Below are 23,361 nucleotides of genomic sequence, written 5' to 3' on the forward strand. Positions count from 1 at the left end.
TCTCTTCGACTCAGACCCGGCGTGCTGATGCAGCCGATCGGTGGCCTCGCCGACTTGAGCCGCGAAGTCCCCCCGACCGTGTTCCTGGAGAGGTACCCGGACGTCGAGGAGACCCTGGAGGAGCTGAGCCGGCGAGGGTGCGGATGGCCGTGGTGTCGGATGCCTGGCCCGGTTTGCCCGAACTCCAACGACTCGGCTGTCTCGGACGTGCCCTCCATCACCTCCCTGACGGAACTCCTGAATTTCTTCTGACACACCGGCACGGTCTCCTGGGTTCGGTCGCAGCGGAGTTGCCCTAACCACCGCGCAGATCCGAGTCGGCATCGTTGTCGCCGATGGTGACCGGCTGGTCGTTCTGGAGTTCGCCGAAGAGGGTCTTGGCCTGTGCCATGTTCCACAGCACCGCGTCACCGGCGTTCGGTGTGTAGTCGTTCGCGTTCGCGATCGGGACCGTCAGCTCGTGACCCTTTCCGCCGGAAATCCCCTTCAGTCCCAGGAACATTCGCGCCAGATCATAAGGGGTCATGTCCTTGTCCACGTTCAGCGTCGCGATACCCGCGTTGAGTGCCGGATAGAGCCTGAACGGGTTGAGGAGAGTGGACGGGGTCTCCGCCTGCCGGGCGACCGCGGCCAGGAACTTCTGCTGGTTCGCCATTCGGCTGAGGTCCTGGCCCGCTTCCTGGTGGCGCTCCCGGACCAGTTCGAGAGACTGTCCGCCGTCCAGCTTCCGGCACCCCGCCTTGAGGTCGGCTCCCGAAGCCTCGTCCACGATCGGCCGGTCCAAGCACACGGTGACGCCACCGAGCGCGTTGACGAGATCGACGAAGCCACCGAAGCCGATCTCCGCGTAGTGGTCGATGTGGACGCCGGTGTTGTACTCGACGGTCTCGGCCAGCAGTTGGCCACCGCCCAGGGAGTACGCCGAGTTGAGTTTGTTCGTCGTCGCCGGATGCCGTACGCCGTTCGGGTCGGTGAAGGCCGGAATGGTCACATAACTGTCGCGCGGCAGACTCACCAGAGTGTCACCATGCGCGCCGATGTGCAGCAGCATCGTCGAGTCGCTGTTTCCGTACGGGCCCTCGTCGTCATTGCCGGTGTGCAGTGCTTTCCGCTGTTGCGGCGTCAGGTTCTGGCGGTTGTCGGAGCCGGCGATGAGATAGGTGGTGCCCTGGTCCGGCGGCGGCCGGTCCGGGAGTTCGCCGAGGTTCACCGTACGGTCCAGCTTCTCGTCCGCCCATGCGTATGTACCTGCAAAGACTGCGAGCACCGTGAAAAGCAGTGCCAGCAGGGCCCGAGTGATTCTGCGACGCCCGTCGTGCGGCCGTACCACCGACGCCGGATCACGTTTCATCCGGACCTCCCTGAAGGTGAGCGTCGCCCCGCCGAACGGTGCCGTTCGATGTTCGCCGCGTCTCAGCGTAGGGATCGACTGAACACTCCCAGAGAGAGCTGCCGAATCTTGACCCTTGTCAGGCATGTTCCTGAGGAAAACTGCATGGATTCCCTACCCAGGCCTTATGGCATTTTCACGCGGATAGCGCGTAATAAGGAATCGCAGTAACGAATCGCAATAAGGAATCAGGGCCGGGCTCAGGGGAGGCGTTCGAGCATGATGGCTGTCGTGTCCCATGTCGGCCGCACCGGTCCACTCGGCCGGTTTGCCGCCGCCGGTGCCCTCGGCGCCGGAGCCGCGGTGCTCTTCGGTCTCGCGCGGTCCCTCTTCCGCTACGGTTTCGACGCCGTTGCCACCCTTGCCGTCTTCGCCGCCGCCACCGGTGCCGTGCTCGCGCTCGACGGGCTCGTACGCCGAAGCGCGGTGCCTCGGTGGCTGCGCCGTCTCATCACCCGTGGGTGCGTCCTCAGCCTCGGCGCGGCCGTGGTGCTCGCGGCATTGGGAGGTGCCCTCTTGGCAGCCACTCCGGGGGTGGGTGACGCGCAGGCCCGGGTGCGCGCACAGGCCGTCGCGCACGCGGTGAGCGACACCGATGCGGCCACGCCCCCGAGGGTCGTCGCGGCCCTGGTGGCCACCGAAGACGCCCGTTTCTGGCACAACCCCGGCATCGACCCTGTCGGAGTGCTGCGTGCGGTGGAGTTCTGGGCACGCGGTCACGGGGGCGACGGAGGAGGCGCCACCATCGAGCAGCAACTCGCCAAGATGCTCTACACCGACGGACAGCGCACCCGGCGCGACCAGCTGGAGCAGGTCGCGTTGGCCGTCAAGCTCGCTCATGCCTATCCCAAGGGGGAGATACTGCGGATGTACCTGTCCACCGCCTATTTCGGCCAGGGGTACTACGGTCTGACCGCGGCCGCTCGCGGGTACTTCAAGAAGAGTCCCGCCCAGCTGGACTGGCCCCAGGCCGCCCTCCTCGTCGGTCTCGTCCAGGCACCTTCCGCCTACGATCCCCTCCACCACCCCGATCTGGCCAAGCAGCGCCGGGCCGAGGTCCTGCACCGCCTGGAGGCCGTCGGCGACCTGACCCCACGCCAGGTCAAGGCATTCGCCGCCGCTCCGTTGGATGTCTGAAGCCGGGTCGGCCTCCGGCGTCGCACAACCCTGTGGGCGGGTTGTGAGTCCTCTGATCGATCACGTTGTGATCGGAGCCACGAGGAGACCGTCATCAATCCCATACGCAAGACCCTGACCGCCACCGCCGTCGTCGGAGCCGTCCTCGCGGGCGCGGCCGCCTGCGGAACGGTGGAGCAGCTGTCCGCCGGCAAGAAGCTCGACCGGGCCTTCGAGAAGCTCGGCAAGAAGAACACGCTCTCCTTCGAGCTCGACCTGGACACCGACGTCACGTCCCTGAAGGCGCTGGACGCCGGGTCAGGCCCCGCGCCCGGTGAGGAGATCCCGGACGAGGCCGCCGAGCTGCTCAGCGGCGCGAAGATCACGGTGACCGTGCAGTCGAGGAAGCCGCTCGACGAGTCCGGTGAGAAGGACCTCGTCGGCACGGCCATGAAGATCGGCACCCCGGACGGTGACCTCGTCGAGTACCGGCTGATCGGCGACCAGGCCTACATCCGTGCCGACCTGGACGCCATGGGCAAGATGACGGGCAGCCCCGTGCCGGACGTCGACGATCTGCCCCCGGAGGCCGGGGCGTTGAAGGACGTCATCGAGGGCAAGTGGGTGACGTACGACGCCAAGGAGATGGACAAGGCCGTCGCCGAGGGCCAGGAGGCCGAGGGCGGTCCCGCGCCCGCGCCGTCCCTCGACGCCAAGACGCAGCAGAAGCTCGTGAAGGCCCTCCGGGAAGTCATCTCCCGTGAGGTGGAGTTCAAGACGACCGGCGGCGGGGACGGCACCGAGCACGTCACCGCCACGGCTCCCTTCCGCACACTGATCACCGAGCTGTTCGACGAGATTCGCCCGCTGGTGAAGGACCTGCCGCAGGGCATGGATCTGCCGACGGCCAAGGACCTGAAGGACGCGCCCGACGCCAAGGTGACGGCGGACTTCACGCTCAAGAACGGCGAGCTGGCCCAAGTGGACGTGGACCTCGCCAAGCTGGCCGAGAAGGCGAAGGTCAAGAAGCTGGGTCTGACACTGCGGATGCGGGAGGGCAGCAGGCCCACCGCTCCGGCCGGTGCCACGAAGCTCGACCTGAACGAACTCATGAACGGCCTCTTCGCCGGCCCGGCGTTGAGCGACGCCGAGTCCGGCGAGAGCCCTCTGGCCGACGAGGACTTCCCCCTGGACGAAGTCTGATCGCGCACAGCGCGGGCTCCCGCCACCTCCCGAGGGACGAAGGCGGAAAGGACCCGTGCGGGAAGGACCCCCGGCAGGCGGTCGGCCTGGCAGGGGTCCTTGCCGGTGCGGCGAGCGTCAGCCGTCGGACTCCGCCGACGGGATGTAGGCACCGGGCACGTCGTCCGGGGCGTAGATCTTGCTCTCGCCGGGGTATGGGCGCGTCCAGTTGTGGGTCTGGTACCAGGTGAGGTGGTTCATCTGGGCCGGGTTGGCGTAGTCGGGAATGGCGTGGGGGCCGGTCAGATGCTGCTTGGACTTCCAGGCGTCCCACGCGGCGGCGAGGGACTCCTTGTCCGCCGGCACCTTCGCCGACGGTACGGCCGCGGCCTTGGGGTCCTGGGCCGCGGGGGTGTCCACGCCGCAGGACGGCGGGGTCTTCAGGCCGTCGGTCAGTGAGGTGCGGTTGGGCAGCGCGGTGAACGGCGTGTAGTCGGGGTGCCGGGTGAACGCGCCCCGCATGGGGGTGGCCGCGCTGTCCTTCTGGTTCATCGGGTGGATCCCGAGGATCTGCTCGATGGTGCGGATCATCGTGATCTGCGAGTAGTAGTGGCTGTCGACGGTGCCGTGCTGGGCCCAGGGGCTGATGATCTGGACCGGGGCTCGGTGGCCGTCGACGTGGTCCAGGCCGGCCTGGGAGTCGTCCTCGACGACGAAGATCGCCGAGTCCTTCCAGTACGGGCTGTGCGAGATCTTGTCGACGATCCTGCCGGTGGCGAGGTCGTTGTCGGCGACCTGGGCGGCCGGGCTCGCCGGGCCACCGGTGTGGTCGCTGGAGAGCCAGAACATGTTCAGGTTCGCCGGGCCGTTCTTCTCGAAGTCCTGCTTCCAGATCTCGTACCGGTACAGGTCCGGGATGCTGGTGTCGAACTTCGGGAAGCCGGGCACCGACACGCTGTTCAGCGACGGGATCGGTGAGGAGGAGTTCAGGGGGTAGGCGGTGGCCCGGCCGGTCGCGTCCATGTTCCTGGCGTCGCAGTACAGGTTCTGCCAGCTGGCCCCGGACGGCTTGGTCAGGAACTGCTGGAACTCGCCGAAGTCCCGCACGCTCTTGCCGGCCGCCTGCGCCCCCGTCCACAGGAAGCCGGTCTTCTGGTGGCCGAGGGCGTCGTCCTCGGTGTCGTAGCTGCGCGTGTACTCGCCGGCCGAGGACTCGGTGTACTCGGGGTTGTCGGCCTGCATGAGCCAGTTGTGGCCCTCGGCGGAGTTGGTGCCGATGTCGTAGGTGTTGTCGTACAGACCGAACTGCTCGGCCAATGCGTGCTGGTTCGGCGTCACGTTCTCGCCGAACTGAGTCAGCGACGGGTCGCCGTTGCCCTGGGGGATGTCACCGAGGACCTGGTCGTAGGTGCGGTTCTCCTTGACGATCAGGAAGACGTGCTTGATCGTCGACGGGTCGCCGATCCGCGCCGGAACCGGCTGCGGACTGACGCGGCTGTGGCCCTTGGCCAGCGGGACGGAGCCGGCGCTCCAGCCGTTCTGCTGGAAGACCTTGGCGGTCTGGGAGCGGATGACACGGTCGCTGGGCAGGGTGAACTGGGTCAGGCTGGAGGTCGTGTCGTGGGTGCCGTGACCGGCCGTGCCGGGGCGGCGCGCGTCGATGCCGCGGGTGTTGGAGACGACGACCTTCTTGCCCACGGTGGTGATCTCGGCGGGGAAGTAGTCCGTCGGGAGGAGCCCGATGTAGCTGACCGGCTCCTGCGGGGAGGTGTAGCGGTAGACGGCGACGGCGTTGGCGCGGCCGAGCGTCACCAGCAGGTGGCCGTCGTCGGTGAGGGTCACGGCGTCGGGCTCGTAGCCGACCGAGGCCTCCGGCCAGGGCTGGGTGGAGATGGTCTGTACGACCTTGCCGTTGGCGGTGTCGATGACCGACACGTTGTTGTCGGCGGTGTTGGTGACGAAAACCGCGCCCTTTCGGGCGTACACGGCGGTCGGGTGCAGACCGACGTCGATGGTGCCGACGGGGGCGGACGGGTCGGCCAGGTCGATGACGCTGACCGTGCCGGTGGTGGTGGCGCCGGTCTTCGGGTCGGCCGGCACCTGCGTGCCGTAGGAGTTGAGCGTGGAGTCGCCGGCCTTCGCCGGCCGGCCCCCCTCGTTGCTGACGTAGAGCTTGCCGCCGGCCAGGGCCATGCCGCGCGGGGCGTTGCCCACCGCCCAGCTCCGCTCGACGGCCCCGGTCGCCGCGTCGATCGCGACCACCCGGTTCTGGCCGTTGACCGCGGCGTACACGGTGGAACCGTCGGCGGAGAACACCGCAGCGGCGACCAGGGCCTGCTTGCTGCCGTCGGCCGGGACCCTGACGGCCACCGGGTCGGCGAGGGTGCCGTCCGCTTTCACGGTGAACTTGGTGTAGCCGTCGGCCTGGCCCAGCCACAACTGCTTGCCGTCGGGTGAGTACGTCGGGCCTTCCTGGCCGACGGAGCCGCTGCTGATGCGCAGGTCGTCGGCGGCGTTGGTGCCGACGCGCTGCTTGATCTGCCCGGTCGCGAGGTCCACGACCACCAGCGCGGCGTCGCCGTCGGTGACCGCGGCGGCGAGGTGGCCGCCGTCCGGGCTGACCGTCGACGACATGATCTTGCCGTCGTTGATGAGGAGACGGTCGCCGTACGGGGCGATGTACTGGTCGGCGGATACGACCTGGCCCTTGCCGGTGACCTGGCCGACCTGGTCGGTGCCGAACTGGCGGGTCTCGGCAACCGCGGTGCCGGTGGCCAGGGCGGCCGTGGTGATGCATGCCGTGACCAGCGTGGCCCGGCGGCTGACACGTCTGCCCAGCAGGTCGTAGTACTTCTTCTCGGCCTGCCGGCGACGGCGTGCTATCTGCATGTCATTCCTTCGGGGATCGGGCGACTTCGGGGGGTGGCCGGAGAGGAAGAGTTCAGGGAGCCGGGGACTCCGGGGAGGTGGCGAGCAGGTCGACGTTGCCGTCGAACTGCCACAGCGGGTTGGGTGCGTCTCCGGTCGAAGTCCGCACCAGGAAGTAGCCGTTCACTTCCTTCGGTCCGTCGCCGTCGGCGACGAAGCGCCCGTCTGCCGTGATGTCGAGCTGGTAGACGGCCGACCCGGTTGCCGCGGCGCCCGGCAGGTGCCAGGAGACGACGCACCGCCAGTCGTTGCCCGGGCCCTGGGCGCCGTCCTGGACACCGGCCTTGGTGCACGCCGCGGCGGTCCTCAACTGCGCCTCGGTGACAGGGGGCCGGTGGAGCTGGTCGGTCTGCAGGCGGTACAGGTGGGCGAACTCGGTGGCGAGCGAGTGCTGCACCTTGGCCTGCTCGATCCCGGAGCCGGTGGCCGTGGTCGTCGCCGCCACGACCGCGACCGTCACGCCGAGCAGCCCCACGAGCGGCAGGGCGGCCGTGGTGAGCGCGCGGCGCGCCGAGCCGTCGTCGGTGGGGTTGGTGAAGTCCCGCCGCAGGAACAGGACGTACGCCAGCACCGTCGCCGTCACGGCCCACAGGAGACTGACAACGATGCCGATGAGGAGCGAAGTGAGCTGCGCCGGACTGGTGAACAGGCCGTTCCAGGTGAGGAAGGCGTCGCCGGGCAGGGCGAGGCGCACGGCGACGGGCAGCGGCAGCATCTGGACGAGCTGCATGGCCAACGCGACGATCGCGGGCAGCAGCAGACCCATGGGGGAGCGGCCGAGTACGACCGACCCGAGGAGCCCGATTCCGGCGAGGGCCAGGGTCGGGGCGAGCACACAGGCCCAGGCCAGCAGGACCGTGCCGGCAGCGTTCCCGGGCTCGAGCAGATGGCCGTCGAGGCCGACCAGCGGCTGATTGCCGACGGCCACCAGCCCGCCGACCGTGCTGGAGACGGCCAGCCCGGCCACGAGCAGCAGGATGAAGGTGAGGCCGGCCAGTGCCTTCGCCGCGAAGATCCGCCGGGGCGAGCGGACAGCGACGAGCAGATGGCGCCAGGTGCCGAGCCGGTCCTCGGACGCGAACACGTCGCCGGCGACGACGGAGGTGAGCAGCGGAAGCGCCCAGGTGCCGGCGAAACCGAGTGTCACCAACGGCCCGGCCCACCCGGTGGCGTGCATCCAGCGGCCGAAGAGCGTGTCGGTGGGCAGCGTGCTCTGCGCGCTCACCCCGGCCACGAAGAGCGCCGGCGCGATCCAGCAGGCGAGGAGCAGGAGGCGGATCCGCCACTGGGAGAGGAGCTTGACGACCTCGAAACGGTAGCTCCGGGCAACTGTGACACGGCCTGACGCGGTGGTGTGCGCTTGCGCAGAGGGCACGGCGGCCGGGGTGGGGGGTGCGGATGAGGTTGTGGTTGCGGTCATCGACCCGTCTCCTGCTGCTGGGCGTCGGTCTTCTGCTGCTCGGTCAGTGCCAGGAACGCCGCCTCCAACGGGGAGACGACCGGGGCGAGTTCGCGCAGCGCGATGCCCTCGTGGACGAGCCGCACCACCAGGTCGTCGAGGTCGGGCACCAGCGCGCGCACCACCAGCACCTCCCGGCCCTGGCGTCCCGTGGTGTCGTCGGCCAGGTGGATTCCCGGCGCGTCGGCGGCCAGCCGGTACGCGCGCTCCGGGTCGGACGTGATCAGCCGGTAGTCGAGTTCGCGGTTCTCGGCGGCCAGCTTGCCCAGCGGCCCGGAAAAGACGATCCGCCCGGTCGCGAGGATGGTGACCTCGGAACACAGGACCTCCAGGTCGTCCATGCGGTGACTGGACAGGACGACGCTCGTTCCCTGCCGCGCGAGCCGGGTGAGAACACCGTGGACGTGCTTCTTCCCGGCCGGGTCAAGGCCGTTGGAAGGCTCGTCGAGGACCAGCAGCCGCGGCGTGGTGAGCAGGGCCGTGGCGAGGCCGAGCCGTTGACGCATGCCCAGGGAGAAGCCGCGGGTGCGGTCGTCGGCGACGTCCGCGAGCCCCACCTGAGCGAGTGCGTCGTCGATCCCGCCCGACCGCGTGTCGCCGCCCCGCAGAGCGGCGAGCGCGGCGAGGTTCTGCCGGGCGGTGAGCGAGGGGTACAGCCCCGGCCCGTCCAGGAACCCGGCGACACCGCCGGGCGCTTCGAACGCCCGGCCCACCGGCGTGCCGAGGATCTCCAGACGTCCGCTGTCCGCCACGGCCAGGCCGAGGAGGAGGCCGAGCAGTGTTGTCTTGCCGGCCCCGTTCGGACCGACCAGGCCGTGGATCTGGCCCTGTGCCACATCCAGGTCGACGCCGTCGAGCGCGACGACGTCGCCGAAGCACTTGGTGATGCCGCGAGCCCGGATGGCGAGCTGTGAGTCCATGAGCCCCTTCTTTCGGAAGGCTTCATGGACCATAGGGAGCACACACGACACCGACGGGGATCACCGGCTGAACGCTCAGGGAACGGGACCCCATACGGGAGTCAAAAGGCGTCCGTCGCGCCGGTGGTCGTAACTCTCCCGTGCGGTTGCGACGCGCAGGGACACAGCAGCAGGCCACTGTCTGCCGGCACCCTCACGGTCCTGGGCCGTCCAGCCCCCTTCTTCCGGTTGGCGGCTTCGTCCCTCTTCTCCGGGATGACCACCTTGATCAGCGCAGGTAGGCGCGGTTACCGCGGGACGAGTCGGTCTTGTCTGCCGCGACCGGGTCAGGCCGCGTGCGAGGACGGCCGACGGGCAGACGGACCCGCATCAATCCGAGCTTGCGCCGTCGCCGGACGTGTCGCCGCTGTCCCTGCTCGGGGCAGCGCGGTGAACACGCCGAAGTCTGGAAGGACCTGCGGCCGCGGCGGGAACAATCGGTCCGGCCGGCAGGGTTGCATCGACCGAGGGGACCGGCGCCGCACGGGCCGGGAAACACGGAGACCACAAGGTCTTCCGCCCCACCAGAATCCGGCCCTCAGGATCGCGGTACGCCCACCGCGCGCCTGGACCAAGACGCATTTACGCAGGAGGACTGTTTCATGACTGACCGGCCCTTGACGCTCATGGCAGTACACGCACACCCCGACGACGAGGCCACCGGAACCGGGGGTGTCCTCGCGCGGTACGCGGCGGAAGGCATCCGCACGGTTCTCGTGACGTGTACCGACGGCGGTTGCGGTGACGGGCCGGAGGGGGTCAAGCCGGGCGATCCGGGGCATGATCCGGCGGCGGTCGCCTTGATGCGCCGTCAAGAGCTTCAGGCGAGCTGTGATGTCCTGAAGGTCAGCGATCTGGAGATGCTGGACTATGCCGACTCCGGGATGATGGGCTGGCCGAGCAACGACGCCCCCGGCTCCTTCTGGCAGACCCCCGTGGAGGAGGGGGCCGCCCGACTCGCGGAACTCATGCGGCACTACCGACCTGACGTGGTCGTCACCTACGACGAGAACGGCTTCTACGGCCACCCCGACCACATCCAGGCCCACCGCATCACGATGGCGGCGCTGGAGATGACCGCGCTGTCACCGAAGGTGTACTGGACCACGATGCCCCGCTCGATGATGCAGCGGTTCGGCGAGATCATGCGCGAGTTCGGTGAGGACCTGCCGGAGCCGGATCCTGCCGAGGCCGCCGCGCTGGCCGAGATCGGCCTCCCCGACGACGAGATCACCACCTGGGTGGACACCACCGCGTTCAGCGGTCAGAAGTTCGACGCGTTGGCCGCGCACGCCAGTCAGGGCGAGAACATCTTCTTCCTCAAGATGGGCAAGGAGAGGTTCGGCGAGTTGATGGGCATGGAGACCTTCGTACGTGTCCAGGACACCACCGGCGCGGCCGTACCTGAGACCGACCTCTTCGCCGGACTGCGCTGATCCGCCCCATCCCACCGGCCGGGGAAGCGCATCAACCGCAGGGCGCGATCGAGCCGGTCGTGCACCGGAGGCTTGTTCACGCGAGTTCCGCTGGGGCGGCCGCGCCGGAATACGGGCGCGGCCCGCTGTGTTGGGTGGAGTGTGGTCGTGAAGGGGACAGTGTCCCCGGGCCTCACCTATTGCCTGCGGGGAAGATCGTTCGGCTGAAGCCCCGCAGCGCCTTTCGCCGCGTAGGCGACCGCCCTTCACGACCGCGCATGCGGATCAGCGCTGCCCGGTGACGCTTGCCGGGCAGGGCTGACTGCTGCTCCGGTCCGGGGCCATGCGCAGCAGCTGTACGGCTTCGCGGCGACCTGCCCACTCGGCGCCGGACAGTAGCCCTCGCCGATCTTCTTGTGGCCACTGTTCGAACGTGACCATTGACCGGCTTACGTCAGGCCGACTCTTCGTGTGTGGCGAGCAGCGGGGCATGACGGACGGCCGGACTGACTGTGCGGCTACCGAGCCCCGTCGATCACTCCACGCGCGGTCGGTACAGCCGCTTCGGGCCCGTCCGGCACGGGCTCCGCCTCTGCCGTAGTCCGAGCGGTCGCGGTCCCGGGAGGCTCGCTTCCCCTCGCGCCCGGATTCGCCGTGGTCTCCTGTCCCCGCTCGACCATGCCCAGCGCCACCCCGACGATGATGATCACGCCGCCCGTCACCTGGGCGAGCCGGATCGACTCCCCGTTGATCACGACGGCGCCGATGACGCCGAAGACCGGTACCAGGTTGAGGATGTTGACCGCGACGCTCGACGCCATCCTGCGCAGGCCGTAGTTGTAGAGCAGGAAGCCGCCGACCGAGCACGCCACGGCCAGGTAGACCAGCAGGGATGAAGCGGTCGCGCCCGGCATCCGCCAGTCGTCGGCCTCCAGCAGGGACGCGAGCAGGAAGCCGCCCGCGCCCGCCAGGGTCTGGTAGTAGGTGACGCTCGCGGCGTCCTGGCCGGCGCTCGCGCGCTTGCCGAGCACGTTGTAGCCGGCCCAGGCCAGCCCGCCGAGCAGCAGCAGGATGTCCCCCAGCCAGCGCGAACTGCCGCCGACCTCGGCCCCGTTGCGTACGACGAGGAACGCGCCGACGGTGGCCAGCAGCACGCCCGTCACACGCGGCAGCGGCATCCGGGTGCGGAAGACGACCAGCTCCACCAGCATCGTCATCAGCGGGTACGTGGCCACGATCAGCGACGCGTCGGATGCCGTGGACAGATCGACGCCGACGTTCTCGAGGATGAAGTACACGGTGATGCCGAGGAACCCGCTCAGGTAGAGCTGCCGCCGCTGCCGGGGGTCCGGACGGGCCGGGCGGTGCCTGCTCAGCCGTACCATCACGCCCAGGAGTAACGCCGCGATGGTGAACCTGATGGCGCCGATACTGAGCGGGCCGACATCCTCCAGTACCTGCTTGGTCACCGCGTACGAACTGCTCCAGAACAGCGCGGCCGCCATGACCGCACACACCGCCCACACCGTGGGTCCTCGATTGCGCATGACAAGTCGCCCCTCTCTACTACCCACTGCCGCCCACCACGCGATGACCGAACGAACATCGGTCAACTAGGCTGGAGGCTAACAAGATCATCGAAGATGATGCGAGGAGTCCGAATTACCTTCGGAATCCGGGGAGGTGAGGCAAGCGTGGACGAACTAGATTCGGCGTTGGTGCGGATGCTTCAGGAGGATGGTCGGCGCACCAACCGGGACATGGCTCAGGAACTCGGTATCGCCCCGTCCACGTGTCTGGAGCGAATCCGGTCGCTGCGCAGGAGCGGCGTCCTGACGGGATTTCATGCGGAGGCAGACCTCGCGGCGATCGGCCGCGGGTTGCAGGCGGTGATCGCCGTACGGGTCCGCCCGCCGACACGTGCTGTGATCGAGGCCTTCCAGACCTTCTTGGAGGGGATGCCCGAGGTCATCTCGATCTTCGTCCTCACCGGAAACGACGACTTCCTCGTGCACGTCGCCGTCCGGGACACCGACCATCTGCACGCAGTGGTCCTGGAGAAGCTGGCGAAGCGCCCGGAACTCGCCGACGTACGGACGTCGGTGGTTTATGGGCACATGCGCAAGAAGGTCATCGGTCCGGCGTGACACCGGCGCCGACCCCGCTCGCGGCGGGCCACCGGGCCCGCGGTGCGGTCGACGGAGACAAGAACCCGGGAACCCGTCCCAGTTGGGTTCTGCGGCCCCAGCCGGGCCGCAGAGTGGCGCACGCCGTGACCCGCGCGCGGCTGGCGGAAACCTTCTCGGGCGGCCCGGTCAGGAGGGAGAAGTTGCCGACGGGTACGGGCTGGTGGAGCCGGGCAATGGGGATGCTGTCAGGGTCAGGTCCCGGCAGGCGGAGGCGGCGCAGGCTGGCGGCGTCGAGTTCGGGGGCCCACTGGACGGGTTCGTCGATGCAACGAGCCCGGGCCTCGCGCGGCGAGGACGCCGACGTGCAGGAGCTGCCATAGAAGAAGTCGACGGCCCGGGCGGCGAAGGAGCAGCCGACGACCCAGAAGGTCGCAGCGAAGAAGACGACGAAGAAAGCTACGGCGAGGAAGACATCGGGACACCGCTCGAAGAGGGTTGCCGAGTGGCTCTGGACCAGGGGTCGAAGCAGGCCAGATCGGGGGAGGGGTTCAAGCGGTTCGGTGTCGGCGGGCGGGATGGTGCGTGCGGCGGCTGCAGTCGCTCAGACGCCCCATCGCATGCGGTCCCAGGTGACTGGGCCGACGATGCCGTCGTCTTTGATCTGCCACCCCCGCTGGAATTCCTTCACCCAGGCCTCGGTCCTTTCTCCGAAGTCGCCGTCGACCGTGAGGATCTGGCGGCCTGCCCATTCGTTGAGGATGCACTGGACCTCGCGTACCGCGTTGCCCTTGCTGCCGCGCCGCTGGGTCGCGGAGCCGTCGTAGTAGTCGCAGTAGTACTGGATCCCCACCTCGGACCGTGCCGACGCCGGCGCTGGGGGATCGGAGGCCTGGGCAGCGGAGGGCGCGGTGGCAAGGATGCCGCCCGCCATCACGGCACTGCTGAGCAGGGCTGCTGCTCGGCGACGGATGGTCATGAGTCTCCCTCTTCGGCTCCGTTGGTCTGTCCGTGAAGGTGGTGAAAGCAGGGCACCACCGACCGGCTGTCCGAACAGGTGACCAGAGGAGAGATGCTGCGGTAAGACGACGCTGAGCCAACTTTCGTGCCCCTCGGCCGGCGGTCACAGCCGTCGGCCGTCGTCCCGCCGGTGCGGCGAGACGAGTTCCTGGTATAGGTCCAGGAAGCAGCGCAGCCTTACGCCGGGCTCGCCGGGCTCTCGGGTCGTACGGTCCGCGGGCGCGATCGCATACCGCGCGGTGAGCAGCTCCTGGACCGCGAAGGCGGTCCCGTTCATCGACGACCGCGACCTCCACTCCACACAGCCGGCCCGGCCCTGCCACATGTGACCTGTTCGACGCCCGCGACGCGCAGGAAGGCCGACGGTGGCGGCTGCTGTGTGCCCGCGCCGCTCGGCCCGCTGGGACTCACAGGTCGCCGAGTCGACGCCCGACGGTGCGATTTGCCTGGTTTCCGTGGCCCCTTTTCCTGCCCTGCGGCCTCTTCAGCAGCGGCAGCAGTTGCGGTTCGACCACCATCCCGGCCGCGTAGTGATGGGCGCGGACCACCGCGGAGTCCACGCTGACCAGGGGCCGTGCGCGGTCGACCGGGCTGGGGCCGCTATTGGGTCCCGCCCGGCCGCCCCTGCACGTGCGAGGAGTCGATCACCGCCCGCGACCAGTCCAGCTTGTTCTTCCACCGCAGCTTCTTGAGCAGCACGGCGTGCAACTGGTCCCAGACGCCGCCCGGCAGTAACGGTCGATGAGCGATCACAAGCCCAAAGTCACATGATCAACCACTTCTGTTAGGGCCAGTCAGCCGATGTCCACATTCACCGCTTCGTAGATCTTCGGCTCCGCCTTCGGAAAGCCGCCCTCCTCGAAGATCGGCGCCGCCTTCTCCATGAATGCCCCGAAAGCCTCCTTCGACTCCCACAGGTCGACCACGAGCCAGCCGCCGTCCGACGGGGCCCCCGCATGGGAAATGAAGCCCTCCGCCGGCCACCACGGCGCCGCGTGGATGTTCGCGTGGTTGGCCTGGTACTGCTCCTTGGTGACGCCTGGCAGATCGACGATGACGATGACGGCCATAGTGCTGCTCCGTGAAGTCAGGGGCGAGGGACGCCTCCAGTCGAGCAGCCCGCCCCAGCCTCCGCACGGCGGCGTGAGCCACCCGGGCTACCGGCCCAGACCGTAAGCAGCACCGTCAAGCGAGGGCCACCTGATCGCAACGGTGAGCTTCGCCTGCGACTTGGCTCGTAAGCCGGCCTCGGCTACCGGTTGATCGAGTGCCGCACGGGTGCCTCCCGGTGTCGGGCTCGCGTTCGGTGAGCCGCATGGGTTGATCCGGGGCAGGCAAACAGCTGCTCCGCCGGGGGGCGAGCGGCGGCGTCAAGGGGCTCGGTGAGATCGTCATCGTCGGAGTGGCACTCGCCATCTCCAACGCGGTCTTCAACGCCCCGGTCGTCGGATCCGCGAACTGACCATCACACCCGAAGCTCTGCTCTGAACGCCCTGCGGCCCACGACGCCACACCGCCGGGTGTCAGGGCCGCCGCCTGGTCTCCCCACCTCAGGGCCCGGCGGCGGCCCGCTCATGCGGCCAACCCTCGTCCTCGTGCTCACCCACAGAGACGTTGACGCCCGCCTGTGCTCTCCGCGACAGGCCGGCAGGCCGGCAGGCCGGCAGGCCGACTGTCCCGATGTCTCAGTTCTCCAGGACGAAGATCGGCTTGTGGCCGGCCCGGTCGGAGGTCAGAACGTCGGGGATCTCGTCCCAGCCGTAGATGCCGCTGGTGACCAGCTCGGGGTGGAGCGTGCCGGCGGCCACCGCCTCCAGGGTCGGCGTCATGTTCGGCCTCGCGTGCCCCTTGCCGTTGTGGAAGTGGACTCCGCGCTGGTACAGCGCGAGCAGCGGGAGCTGGACCTCCTCGAAGTAGATGCCGACGCTGTTGACGTATCCCTCGGGCACGACCGACAGCAGTGCCTTGCGCAGCCGCTCGGGGTTGCAGCTGGCGTCCACGGCGAGGTGGAAGTCCTTCTCGCGCTTGCCGTGGATGTCGTGGACCTCGGCGCCGAGCTGCTCGGCGACCTTCAGCCTGACCGGGTCGTCGTCGTAGTAGACGGTGCGGGCGCCGGCGCAGTGGACCGCGACGTCGACGCAGTACAGGCCGATGGAGCCGGTTCCGCCGAACACCGCGATCTTCGGGTCGGGGATCCCGGCGACGGTCGGCATCACCGTCTCCCAGCCGAGGGCGAGATTGTCGCCGATCGAGGCCAGGTGCACGGGGTCGACCCCGGCGGGCAGCTTGGCGAGGTTGAAGTCCGCGTAGGGGACGCGGATGAGCTCGTCGAAGGTCCCGCCCCAGGCGCCGTTCACCGGCAGGCCGTACTGGGCGTCGCCGTGGAGGAGACAGCGGGCGGGGTGTCCGAGCTCGCACTGCGCGCAGGTGCCGCACGCGATGTGCCACGCGACGCCGACGACGTCGCCGACCGTGACCTCCGTGCAGTCGGGGCCGACCTCGACCACCGTGCCCACGCACTCGTGTCCGAGCGGGAACGGGCCGAATCCGGAGAACGGAGTCTTGTCGGCGATGACATGGTGGTCGAGATCGCAGGTCGTGGCCGCGAGCGGGCGCACGAGCGCGTCCGTGCCCTCGACGAGAGTGGGGGCGTCGACCTCGTCGAAGCGCAGCTGTCCGGGCGCGACGAACATCAGGCTCTTCATGGGAATGCTCCTCGGTTGCGTGGGGTCCCGGGCCGGGCCGACCGCTGTCGTGCGTCGGCCCGGCCCCCGTTGTCGGTCAGACGGTGCCGGCGTCCGGGTCGCCGGCGGGGACGGCGTCCAGGAAGACCATGTCCGGCGGTCCGGCCAGTGCCTGCGCCAGGGCGATGCCGATCTCACGCATCGTGGCGCCCTTCATGTGCGCGCCCAGCGCCTCCTGCGAGGCCCACTTCTCGATCATGACGAACTCGCCGGAGGTGCCCGCCTTGCGGTGCAGCGCGTAGCGCAGGCATCCGGGTTCGGCGTGCACCTTGGGCAGCGCCGCGGTCAACGTCTTCTCGACCAGCTCTTCCTGGCCCGGCTTGGCGACCATCGTCGCCACCAGGACTACCGGCTCGGCCATGGGTTACCTCTCTCGCTTTATGACAGTCGTTATAAAAATGGCAGATGGCGCAGGCCGCCGTCACGCGCCGCCGGCTCGGTGGCGAACCCGTCGACGCATCAGCGCCCTCGATCCAGGGCTGCGAAAGCGGCCTTGACGTACCGGGTCGTGCGGTCGCTGCCGAGCAGGCCGGTGCCCATGCGGTTCATGACGTACGAGACCGCGGCCCGGCGTTCGGTGTCGATGACGACCACCGATCCACCCCATCCGGTCCAGAAACAGATCCGTCCTCCCGGGAGGTACGGCACCGCCGGGGACGGCAGTCCGAATCCGATGCCGAAGCGCAGGTGCGCCCCGAGCACCAGGTCCGGCCCGTCCGTCTGCTGACGGAATATCAGGTCGATGGTCGACGGTGACAGCAGGCGTACGCCGTCGAGCGTGCCCCCGCAGGCGATGACGGAGTGGATCCTGGCGAGCGACCTGGCGTTGCCGTGGCCGCCCGCCGCGCCGATCTCGGCGCGACGCCACTCGGGGTGCCACGACTCCTCGGCACCGCCCAGGGGACCGGTGAAGGTCTTCGTCGCCACACCGTTCGGATCGGCGCCGACGAGATCGCTCGACCGGAACGGCGGCGGCACGACATCGGCGACCCTCCCGAACTCCGAGTCCGGCAGACCGATGTGGAAGTCGGCGCCCAGCGGACCGGCGATCTCCTCGGCCACGAACCGGCCCAGGGTGCGCCCGTCGATCCGCCGGACCAACTCGCCCACCAGATGGCCGTAGTTGAGCAGGTGGTAACCGGATGCCGTGCCCGGGGGCCACCACGGTGCCTGTGCGGCCAGCCGGGCCGTCGACGCCGGTACGTCACGGACGTCCGCGACGGTCACCGGCCGGTCCCACCCCGAGACGCCGGAGGTGTGCGACAGCAGGTGCCGGACCAGCACGCCCTCCTTGCCGCGCGCGGCGAACTCCGGCCAGTACCGGGCCACCGGGGCGTCGACGTCGAGCAGTCCGCGCTCCACCAGCAGCAGCGCCGCCAGGGACGTGACCGTCTTCGTGCACGACCAGACATTGGTGATCGTGTCGCGCCGCCACGGCGCCGTACGGCCCTGGTCGGCCCAGCCGCCCCACAGGTCGACCACCGGCTCCCCGTCGACCAGGACCGCGATCGAGGCCCCCAGTTCGTCGCCCGCGTCGAGGTTCTCGGACAGCCGCGCGGCCACCTCCGCGAAACGCTCGTCGCACACTCCGTCCAGATCCGCCATGGTCAGCCTCCGGCCCTGATGTCGTCGGCGGCCGGGCGAACCGACGCGCGAGGCACACCGCGCAGCTCGCGTCGGAGGCTGGCGCGCGCGATGTCGGCGGTGTCCAGCAGATAGGTCTGGCGCATCCGCCACGGGGCGCGGTGGCCCTGCCGGGGAAAGCTCTGGACGCCCCGCTGGACGTAGCCGGACGCCAGCTCGATCAGGGGCTGTTCCCGGACGCCCGGCTCCGCGGGCGGGGTGACCGCCGCGAGGTCGGCGCGACGCATGTGGTTGAGGACCCGGCAGACCAGCCGCGCGGTGAGGTCCGCCCGCATCGTCCAGGACAGGTTGACGTAACCGAAGCAGAGCGCGAAGTTCGGCACGTCGCTGAGCATGGCGCCCCGCCACAGCAGATGACGCGCGGGCTCGACCGGCTCGCCGTCGACGCTCACCGCTATATGGCCGAACGCCAGCATGCGCAGCCCGGTCGCCGTCACCACGATGTCGGCCGGCAGTACCCTGCCTGACCGCAGCCGGATCCCGTCGGCGACGAAGCCGTCGATGTGATCGGTGACCACTTCGACCTCCTCGCGCTTGATCGCCTTGAACAGGTCCGCGTCGGCCGTGATGCACACCCTCTGGTCCCAAGGCGCGTACGGCGGGGTGAAGTGCTCACGCACCGCCTCCTCGCCGATCCGCCGCGCGGCGGCCCTGGTCAGCAGGGTCCGCGCGCGTTCGGGAAAGCGCCGGCAGTAGTGGTAGAAGCCGTTGGAGTAGGCGGTGTTGCGCGCCCTGATGACCCGGTGCGCCAGCCCGGCGGGCAGCCGCCGCCGGACCCTGGCGGCGAACCGGTCCCGGCGCGGCAACGCGCTGACCCAGGTCGGCGTGCGCTGCAACATGGTCACCTGTGCCCCGTCGCGGGCCATCGCGGGGACGATGGTGATCGCGGTCGCGCCACTGCCGATCACGACGACCCGCTTGCCCGTGTGGTCGAGCCCCTCGGGCCAGAACTGCGGATGCACCACCGTCCCGTCGAAGGACTCGATGCCAGGGAACCGCGGGTCGTGGCCGCGCTCGTAGTCGTAGTAGCCGGTGCACAGGTAGAGGAACGAGCAGGTCACGGTGGACAGCCGCGGTCCGTCCTCGCCCCCGGGCTGCTCGACGGTCACCGTCCAACGGGCCGTCTCACCGGACCAGTCGGCCGCGACCACCTTCGTGGAGCAGTGGATGTGGCGGTCGATGCCGAACCGGTCGACGGTGCGCCGCAGGTAGTCGAGGATCTCGTCCCCGTCGGCCATGGAGTTCTCGCCGGTCCAGGGCTCGAACGGAAAACTGAGCGTGTAGATGTCGGAGTCGGCACGGACTCCCGGATACCGGAACAGATCCCAGGTCCCGCCCAGGGACTCACGGGCCTCCAGCACGGCGTACGACCGATCGGGACACTGCGACCCCAACCGGTACGCGGCGTCGATACCGGAGATACCCGCGCCGACGATCAGGACGTCGACATGACCGGGCAGCGAGGCGGGGCGTGGGGGACTGGTCATGGCACCCGAGTATGGAAGCGCCCCGAAGACGTCGCTTTGCCCTGGGCGACAAGAATTTAACTCCGCACGACACGCGGCGCGGCAGAGGTGTTCCTGGCGTCACGGCGGACCTGCGTCGGCGTCCTGCCGAACCAGCGGCGCGCCGCACGCGTGAGGGCCGCCTGTCCGGCCAGGTCCACCAGCGACGCGACCTGGGAGAACGTCATGTCGGTCCCCGTCAGCAGCCGGTACGCCGCGTTCTTGCGGACGTCGTCGACGATCGCCTGGAACGAGGTGCCCTCCTGTGCCAGCCGGCGCTGCAACGTGCGCGGATGCGTGTGCAGCCACTGAGCGACCAGATCGATCCGCGCCGGGCCCGTGCCCAGCGCGCGGCTCACCGCCGACCGCACCGCGGTCACGACGCTCTCACGCGGATCGGTGTAGTGCGCCTCCAGGTACTCCACGACCATGCGGCGCAGTTCGGGATTGACCGGGGTCGACATCGGCTGGGCGAAGAGCTTCGTCGGCACCCGCAGCAGGGCACGGCCGGTGTCGAACCGGACCGGCGCACCGAAGAACTCGGTGTACACCGACTCGTCGGTCAGCGGCGGATGGGGCAGGTAGACCCCGAGCAGGTCGTATCCCCCGCTCATCGTGATGAGATTGCGGTGCAGCAGTCCCAGACCCGCGTCGATGGTCTGCGGCTCGTAGGGGATGTCCGGATGCAGCATCCGGTATTCGACGGCGCCGACGCCCGCATAGCGTTCGGGATCCCGCGCGCGCGACAGACGGATCCCCTGGTTGTGCACGTAAAGGAACCGCGACGCGCAGTCCAGCCCCTCTCCGACCGTGTCGCAGTTCCCCACCGCCAGAGCCAACGGGCCGAGCATCGACATGTCCTGATACGCCGCCAGGCGCAGCCCGAAATCAGGGCAGTTCAGTCTCTTCGTGGCGCTGCGCAGGATCCGCCCGGCCGTCACTGTCGGCAACAACCCGTGCTCCGAGTCCAGATCAGCGGGCGAGACACCGAACTCGGACAACAGCGCCGCTCCGTCGCCACCGAGGTCGTCGATCAGACGATCGATGCCGCGGATCGCGGCGGCCCGGATCTCCATCTGCATGCGTCGATCTCCTGCGGTTCCTGATCCTCTCCGGCGGCGGACACCCGCTGCCGGCAGGCCCTCCAGTCGCCGTGGTCGCTCAGGTTTCCTCCCGCATGCCGGGGAACAGCGCACGGGCACGGGCGGGGTCCGGCGCGATGAAGACACCGTCCGCGGTGACCAGGTTCGTGGAAGGGTCCGCCTCGGTGGTGATCGTCCCGGTCACGAAGACCTTCCGGTTGTCCGTGCCGGTGACGCGCCCGAGGACGCGCAGGGGTGTCTCCAGCGGAATGGGCTGGTGGTAGCGCATCTGGAGGGAGACGGTCATGCCGGGGGTTCCGGCGGCGGTGCAGGCCTGGCCCATGAGTTCGTCCAGGAGCATGGCGCTCATGCCGCCGTGGCCGTAGCCGGGCGGGCCTTCGTGGGCGATGCCCAGCGTGCAGTGACCGATCACACCGTCATCGGTGGGCGTGATGCTCACGGGCGGGGCCAGTGGACTGCCCGCCCCGACGACCGGGCTGTACATCCGTGGCCCGCCGGGGAACCCGTCCACCTCGGGGATCTCCGCTCGTGCGCGCCGACGCCCGGTCAGCTGGCCGGCGACGTGGCGGACGCCGTCCGCCACGCGGTGGAGCGTGTCGGGCGAGGCGGCGGTGCGGACCGTGGCCTCCACCAGGGTGCGCAGTTCGTGCCCCAGGCGGGTGATGGCCGCCTTCTGGTGCTCCAGGTACTCCGCTCCCGCTTCTGCGGGCGGCTCGGCGAGGGGGGTGTGCATCGGCTTTCTCCGTGTGTGGAGGGGCGAGGTCCGGTGGGCGATCACGGTAAGCTATGACAATTGTTATAGATCAGGGATCAGAAGGGGTTCGCAGGTGACCGAGTCCAGTCCGTCAGCGCGCGAGCGGATCGTGGCCGGTGCGGCCGACATGATCAGTCGGCGTGGCCTGAACGCGACGAGCATCCGCGAGACGGCCAAGCACGCCAGGGCGCCGCTCGGCTCGACGTACCACTACTTCCCCGAGGGCAAGCACCAGTTGGTCACCGAGGCTGTGCGCTTCACGGGCGAGTGGACCGCGCGCAGCCTGCGCAAGGAATTGCGGGCTGGTCCGGTTGCCGGTCTGCAAGCCTTCCTCGCTCTCTGGCGTCAGGTCGTCGTCGACAGTGACTTCCGGGCTGGTTGTCCGGTCCTCGCGGTCTCCATCGAGGAACCAGCCGCCGGCGAGCCGTCCGCCGTCCTGGCGGCCGCTGCCGACGTCTTCACCACATGAGAGAGCCTGCTCTCCGACTCCCTGCGTGAGCACGGCGCCGAGCCGGAGCGGGCGTCCCAACTCGCGACGCTCTTGGTCGCGGCCGTCGAGGGAACCGTGGCCATGTGCCGTGCCAAGCGCAGCACCGACCCCCTTGATCGCATCGCCGAGCAGTTGCGGGCGCTCGTCCTTGACGCGATCGAGGACTGAGCCGGCTGGCGCTCGACGCCTCAGGCCTCAGATGTCCAGCGCGGCACGGACCGCCTTGACCCGCTCCTCCGTGAACACTCCGCTCTGAAGCAGCGGCAGGATCGACAGCACACCGCCGGACGAGCCCCAGCTGCCCTCGTCGATCACCCGGAAGTTGACCCACCAGGCCGGCGCCGGCTTCTCCAGCCCGCATGCCGCCGCCATCGCGGCCAGCACGCGTTCGATGACCTCGGCCCGCACCTCCGGCTGCCAGGCGGCGTCCATGACCGCGAGGTCGATCACCATCACGTCGAGTTCCGGATCGGCATCCGCCAGCAGTCGGCCGCCGATGGCCATCATGTCCCGCTCGCGCTCGACGAAGTGCACCTGGAAGCCGGGCCGGGCTGCCGGAGCGAACTGGCCCACCTCGGGCACCAGCACCGCGTCCGTCAGCGTCTCGGCCAGCTCGCGGCGTTGCTCCAGGCTCAGGCGTCCCTTGGGGGTGTTCACGGTGATGATGGTCACGACATCCTCCTATGACAGTCGTTATGGACAGCAGGCTACACAGCTTCTATAACAACTGTCATATCGAGATGTGCTGGCTGGACTGGTCGGCCGGAGCGAGGTGGTGGCGAAGCGTCAGTCGGTGATCACGGGGCTGCGGTGGATCCACTCGCTGCCGTGTACCACCTGGTGCATGAAGGCGGCCACGTCCGCGCGGCTGATCGTCGGGTTGCCCTTCATTGGCAGACGGTCTCCCGCGCTGTACGCGCCCTTGGCCGGGCCGTGAGTGAGCCGGGTCGGGTAGACGACGGTCCAGTCCAGACCGCTGGAGCGGATGCGGTCGTCCGCGATCTCCTTGTCGGCGTAGATCGACCGCAGCAGCGTGCGGTAGATCACCTTCTGTGCGGTGCTCGACCAGTCGAAGGTGCGGCCGACGCCGAACGACGACAGCCACACCAGCCGGGAGACGCCCGTTTCCTTCGCCGCACCGATCACGGCCGCCGAGGAGCGTGTGAAGAGGCCGTCCGCGCGCACCGAGTTGCCCCTGCCGAGTGCGGAGACGATCGCGTCCTGCCCGACCGCGGCAGCGGCGATGTCGCGGTGCGATGTGGCGTCGCCCTTGACCGGCGTGACCCTCTCGGCCAGGTCGTCCAGAGATGCGGGATTGCGTACCAAGGCCGTGACCGAGTCACCGGATCGCAGGGCCAGGTCGACGACATGGCGACCGGTGGGACCGGTCGCACCCAGGATGAGCAGTTTCATGGCAAGGGGGTCTTCCGTGAGCGTGTGGGCCGGGTGGGGGTGGGTGTGCGCCTGGCGCGTCAGCAGTCACATGCGTGCCACAACGGCAGGACCGAACCGGATAACTGTCCGAT

The 23,361-nt window shown here is 69.2% G+C and carries 21 protein-coding genes and 2 pseudogenes; 5 read left to right on the forward strand and 18 right to left on the reverse strand.

The window, feature by feature from the left end; genetic code table 11:
• Positions 1-295 precede the first annotated feature (295 nt).
• Positions 296-1,477, reverse strand: coding sequence for an LCP family protein (locus ACH4G3_RS40890; protein ID WP_397629223.1), 1,182 nt, complete (start codon positions 1,475-1,477; stop codon positions 296-298).
• A gap of 132 nt (positions 1,478-1,609) precedes the next feature.
• Here ACH4G3_RS40890 and ACH4G3_RS40895 point away from each other — a divergent pair, with 132 nt between their 5' ends.
• Positions 1,610-2,527 (forward strand): biosynthetic peptidoglycan transglycosylase, encoded by a 918-nt coding sequence (locus tag ACH4G3_RS40895; RefSeq protein ID WP_397629224.1) that lies wholly within the window; start codon positions 1,610-1,612, stop codon positions 2,525-2,527.
• A 171-nt stretch (positions 2,528-2,698) separates the two neighbouring features.
• Positions 2,699-3,709 carry a hypothetical protein gene (locus ACH4G3_RS40900; protein ID WP_397629225.1) on the forward strand — a complete coding sequence of 337 codons (1,011 nt, stop codon included), beginning with the start codon at positions 2,699-2,701 and terminating at the stop codon, positions 3,707-3,709.
• A 117-nt stretch (positions 3,710-3,826) separates the two neighbouring features.
• On the opposite strand, the gene ACH4G3_RS40905 is transcribed toward ACH4G3_RS40900, so the two are convergent.
• From ACH4G3_RS40905 to ACH4G3_RS40920, 4 genes and pseudogenes are all read right to left on the reverse strand, one after another.
• Entirely contained in the window at positions 3,827-6,577 is a 2,751-nt protein-coding gene (locus tag ACH4G3_RS40905; protein ID WP_397629226.1) for a bifunctional YncE/alkaline phosphatase family protein, read from the reverse strand.
• A gap of 52 nt (positions 6,578-6,629) precedes the next feature.
• Positions 6,630-8,036 (reverse strand): ABC transporter permease, encoded by a 1,407-nt coding sequence (locus ACH4G3_RS40910; RefSeq protein WP_397629227.1) that lies wholly within the window; start codon positions 8,034-8,036, stop codon positions 6,630-6,632.
• Positions 8,033-8,995 (reverse strand): ABC transporter ATP-binding protein, encoded by a 963-nt coding sequence (locus tag ACH4G3_RS40915; protein WP_397629228.1) that lies wholly within the window; start codon positions 8,993-8,995, stop codon positions 8,033-8,035. Before ACH4G3_RS40915 ends, ACH4G3_RS40910 begins: the two co-directional genes overlap by 4 nt.
• A gap of 206 nt (positions 8,996-9,201) precedes the next feature.
• Positions 9,202-9,374 (reverse strand): annotated as a pseudogene (locus ACH4G3_RS40920) (IS5 family transposase); the annotation flags it as partial.
• A 262-nt stretch (positions 9,375-9,636) separates the two neighbouring features.
• On the opposite strand from ACH4G3_RS40920, the gene ACH4G3_RS40925 reads away from it, so the two are divergent.
• A complete protein-coding gene (locus tag ACH4G3_RS40925; RefSeq protein ID WP_397629229.1) occupies positions 9,637-10,470 on the forward strand; it encodes a PIG-L family deacetylase in 834 nt (277 codons plus the stop codon).
• Between the two features lie 497 nt (positions 10,471-10,967).
• Here ACH4G3_RS40925 and ACH4G3_RS40930 read toward each other — a convergent pair whose 3' ends face one another.
• The gene (locus ACH4G3_RS40930) at positions 10,968-11,996 is read right to left on the reverse strand and encodes a DMT family transporter (RefSeq protein ID WP_397629230.1); all 1,029 of its coding nucleotides are present in this window, start codon (positions 11,994-11,996) and stop codon (positions 10,968-10,970) included.
• Positions 11,997-12,143: 147 nt separating this feature from the next.
• Here ACH4G3_RS40930 and ACH4G3_RS40935 point away from each other — a divergent pair, with 147 nt between their 5' ends.
• Entirely contained in the window at positions 12,144-12,596 is a 453-nt protein-coding gene (locus tag ACH4G3_RS40935; RefSeq protein WP_150478461.1) for an Lrp/AsnC family transcriptional regulator, read from the forward strand.
• Between the two features lie 583 nt (positions 12,597-13,179).
• Here the strand turns inward: ACH4G3_RS40935 and ACH4G3_RS40940 are convergent.
• The 10 genes from ACH4G3_RS40940 to ACH4G3_RS40985 all read right to left on the reverse strand — a co-directional run bounded on the left by ACH4G3_RS40940 (position 13,180) and on the right by ACH4G3_RS40985 (position 21,324).
• Positions 13,180-13,554, reverse strand: a complete 375-nt coding sequence (locus ACH4G3_RS40940) for a peptidoglycan-binding domain-containing protein (protein ID WP_397629231.1) — start codon at positions 13,552-13,554, stop codon at positions 13,180-13,182.
• 144 nt (positions 13,555-13,698) lie between these two features.
• Positions 13,699-13,872 (reverse strand): DUF6207 family protein, encoded by a 174-nt coding sequence (locus ACH4G3_RS40945; RefSeq protein ID WP_397629232.1) that lies wholly within the window; start codon positions 13,870-13,872, stop codon positions 13,699-13,701.
• A 323-nt stretch (positions 13,873-14,195) separates the two neighbouring features.
• Positions 14,196-14,348 carry a hypothetical protein gene (locus ACH4G3_RS40950; RefSeq protein WP_397629233.1) on the reverse strand — a complete coding sequence of 51 codons (153 nt, stop codon included), beginning with the start codon at positions 14,346-14,348 and terminating at the stop codon, positions 14,196-14,198.
• 41 nt (positions 14,349-14,389) lie between these two features.
• Positions 14,390-14,665: a hypothetical protein gene (locus ACH4G3_RS40955; protein WP_397629234.1), complete on the reverse strand. Its 276-nt coding sequence runs from the start codon at positions 14,663-14,665 to the stop codon at positions 14,390-14,392.
• A 615-nt stretch (positions 14,666-15,280) separates the two neighbouring features.
• Positions 15,281-16,300, reverse strand: a complete 1,020-nt coding sequence (locus ACH4G3_RS40960; protein ID WP_397629235.1) for a zinc-dependent alcohol dehydrogenase — start codon at positions 16,298-16,300, stop codon at positions 15,281-15,283.
• A gap of 76 nt (positions 16,301-16,376) precedes the next feature.
• Complete coding sequence (locus ACH4G3_RS40965) at positions 16,377-16,700, reverse strand: putative quinol monooxygenase (protein WP_397629236.1); 324 nt, start codon at positions 16,698-16,700, stop codon at positions 16,377-16,379.
• Between the two features lie 98 nt (positions 16,701-16,798).
• The gene (locus tag ACH4G3_RS40970) at positions 16,799-17,944 is read right to left on the reverse strand and encodes a serine hydrolase domain-containing protein (protein WP_397629237.1); all 1,146 of its coding nucleotides are present in this window, start codon (positions 17,942-17,944) and stop codon (positions 16,799-16,801) included.
• Between the two features lie 2 nt (positions 17,945-17,946).
• Complete coding sequence (locus ACH4G3_RS40975; protein ID WP_397629238.1) at positions 17,947-19,470, reverse strand: flavin-containing monooxygenase; 1,524 nt, start codon at positions 19,468-19,470, stop codon at positions 17,947-17,949.
• 56 nt (positions 19,471-19,526) lie between these two features.
• Positions 19,527-20,570, reverse strand: a complete 1,044-nt coding sequence (locus ACH4G3_RS40980; RefSeq protein ID WP_397629239.1) for an AraC family transcriptional regulator — start codon at positions 20,568-20,570, stop codon at positions 19,527-19,529.
• Positions 20,571-20,649: 79 nt separating this feature from the next.
• Positions 20,650-21,324, reverse strand: a complete 675-nt coding sequence (locus ACH4G3_RS40985) for a PaaI family thioesterase (protein ID WP_397629240.1) — start codon at positions 21,322-21,324, stop codon at positions 20,650-20,652.
• A gap of 94 nt (positions 21,325-21,418) precedes the next feature.
• On the opposite strand from ACH4G3_RS40985, the pseudogene ACH4G3_RS40990 reads away from it, so the two are divergent.
• A pseudogene (locus tag ACH4G3_RS40990) lies at positions 21,419-22,003 on the forward strand (TetR/AcrR family transcriptional regulator).
• Between the two features lie 27 nt (positions 22,004-22,030).
• Here the strand turns inward: ACH4G3_RS40990 and ACH4G3_RS40995 are convergent.
• Positions 22,031-22,507, reverse strand: coding sequence for a tautomerase family protein (locus ACH4G3_RS40995; RefSeq protein WP_397629241.1), 477 nt, complete (start codon positions 22,505-22,507; stop codon positions 22,031-22,033).
• Positions 22,508-22,621: 114 nt separating this feature from the next.
• Positions 22,622-23,248: an NAD(P)-dependent oxidoreductase gene (locus ACH4G3_RS41000; RefSeq protein WP_397629242.1), complete on the reverse strand. Its 627-nt coding sequence runs from the start codon at positions 23,246-23,248 to the stop codon at positions 22,622-22,624.
• Positions 23,249-23,361 lie beyond the last annotated feature (113 nt).

Origin of the sequence: Streptomyces afghaniensis (assembly GCF_044327915.1) — a bacterium.
Classification (GTDB): Bacteria; Actinomycetota; Actinomycetes; order Streptomycetales; family Streptomycetaceae; genus Streptomyces; species Streptomyces afghaniensis.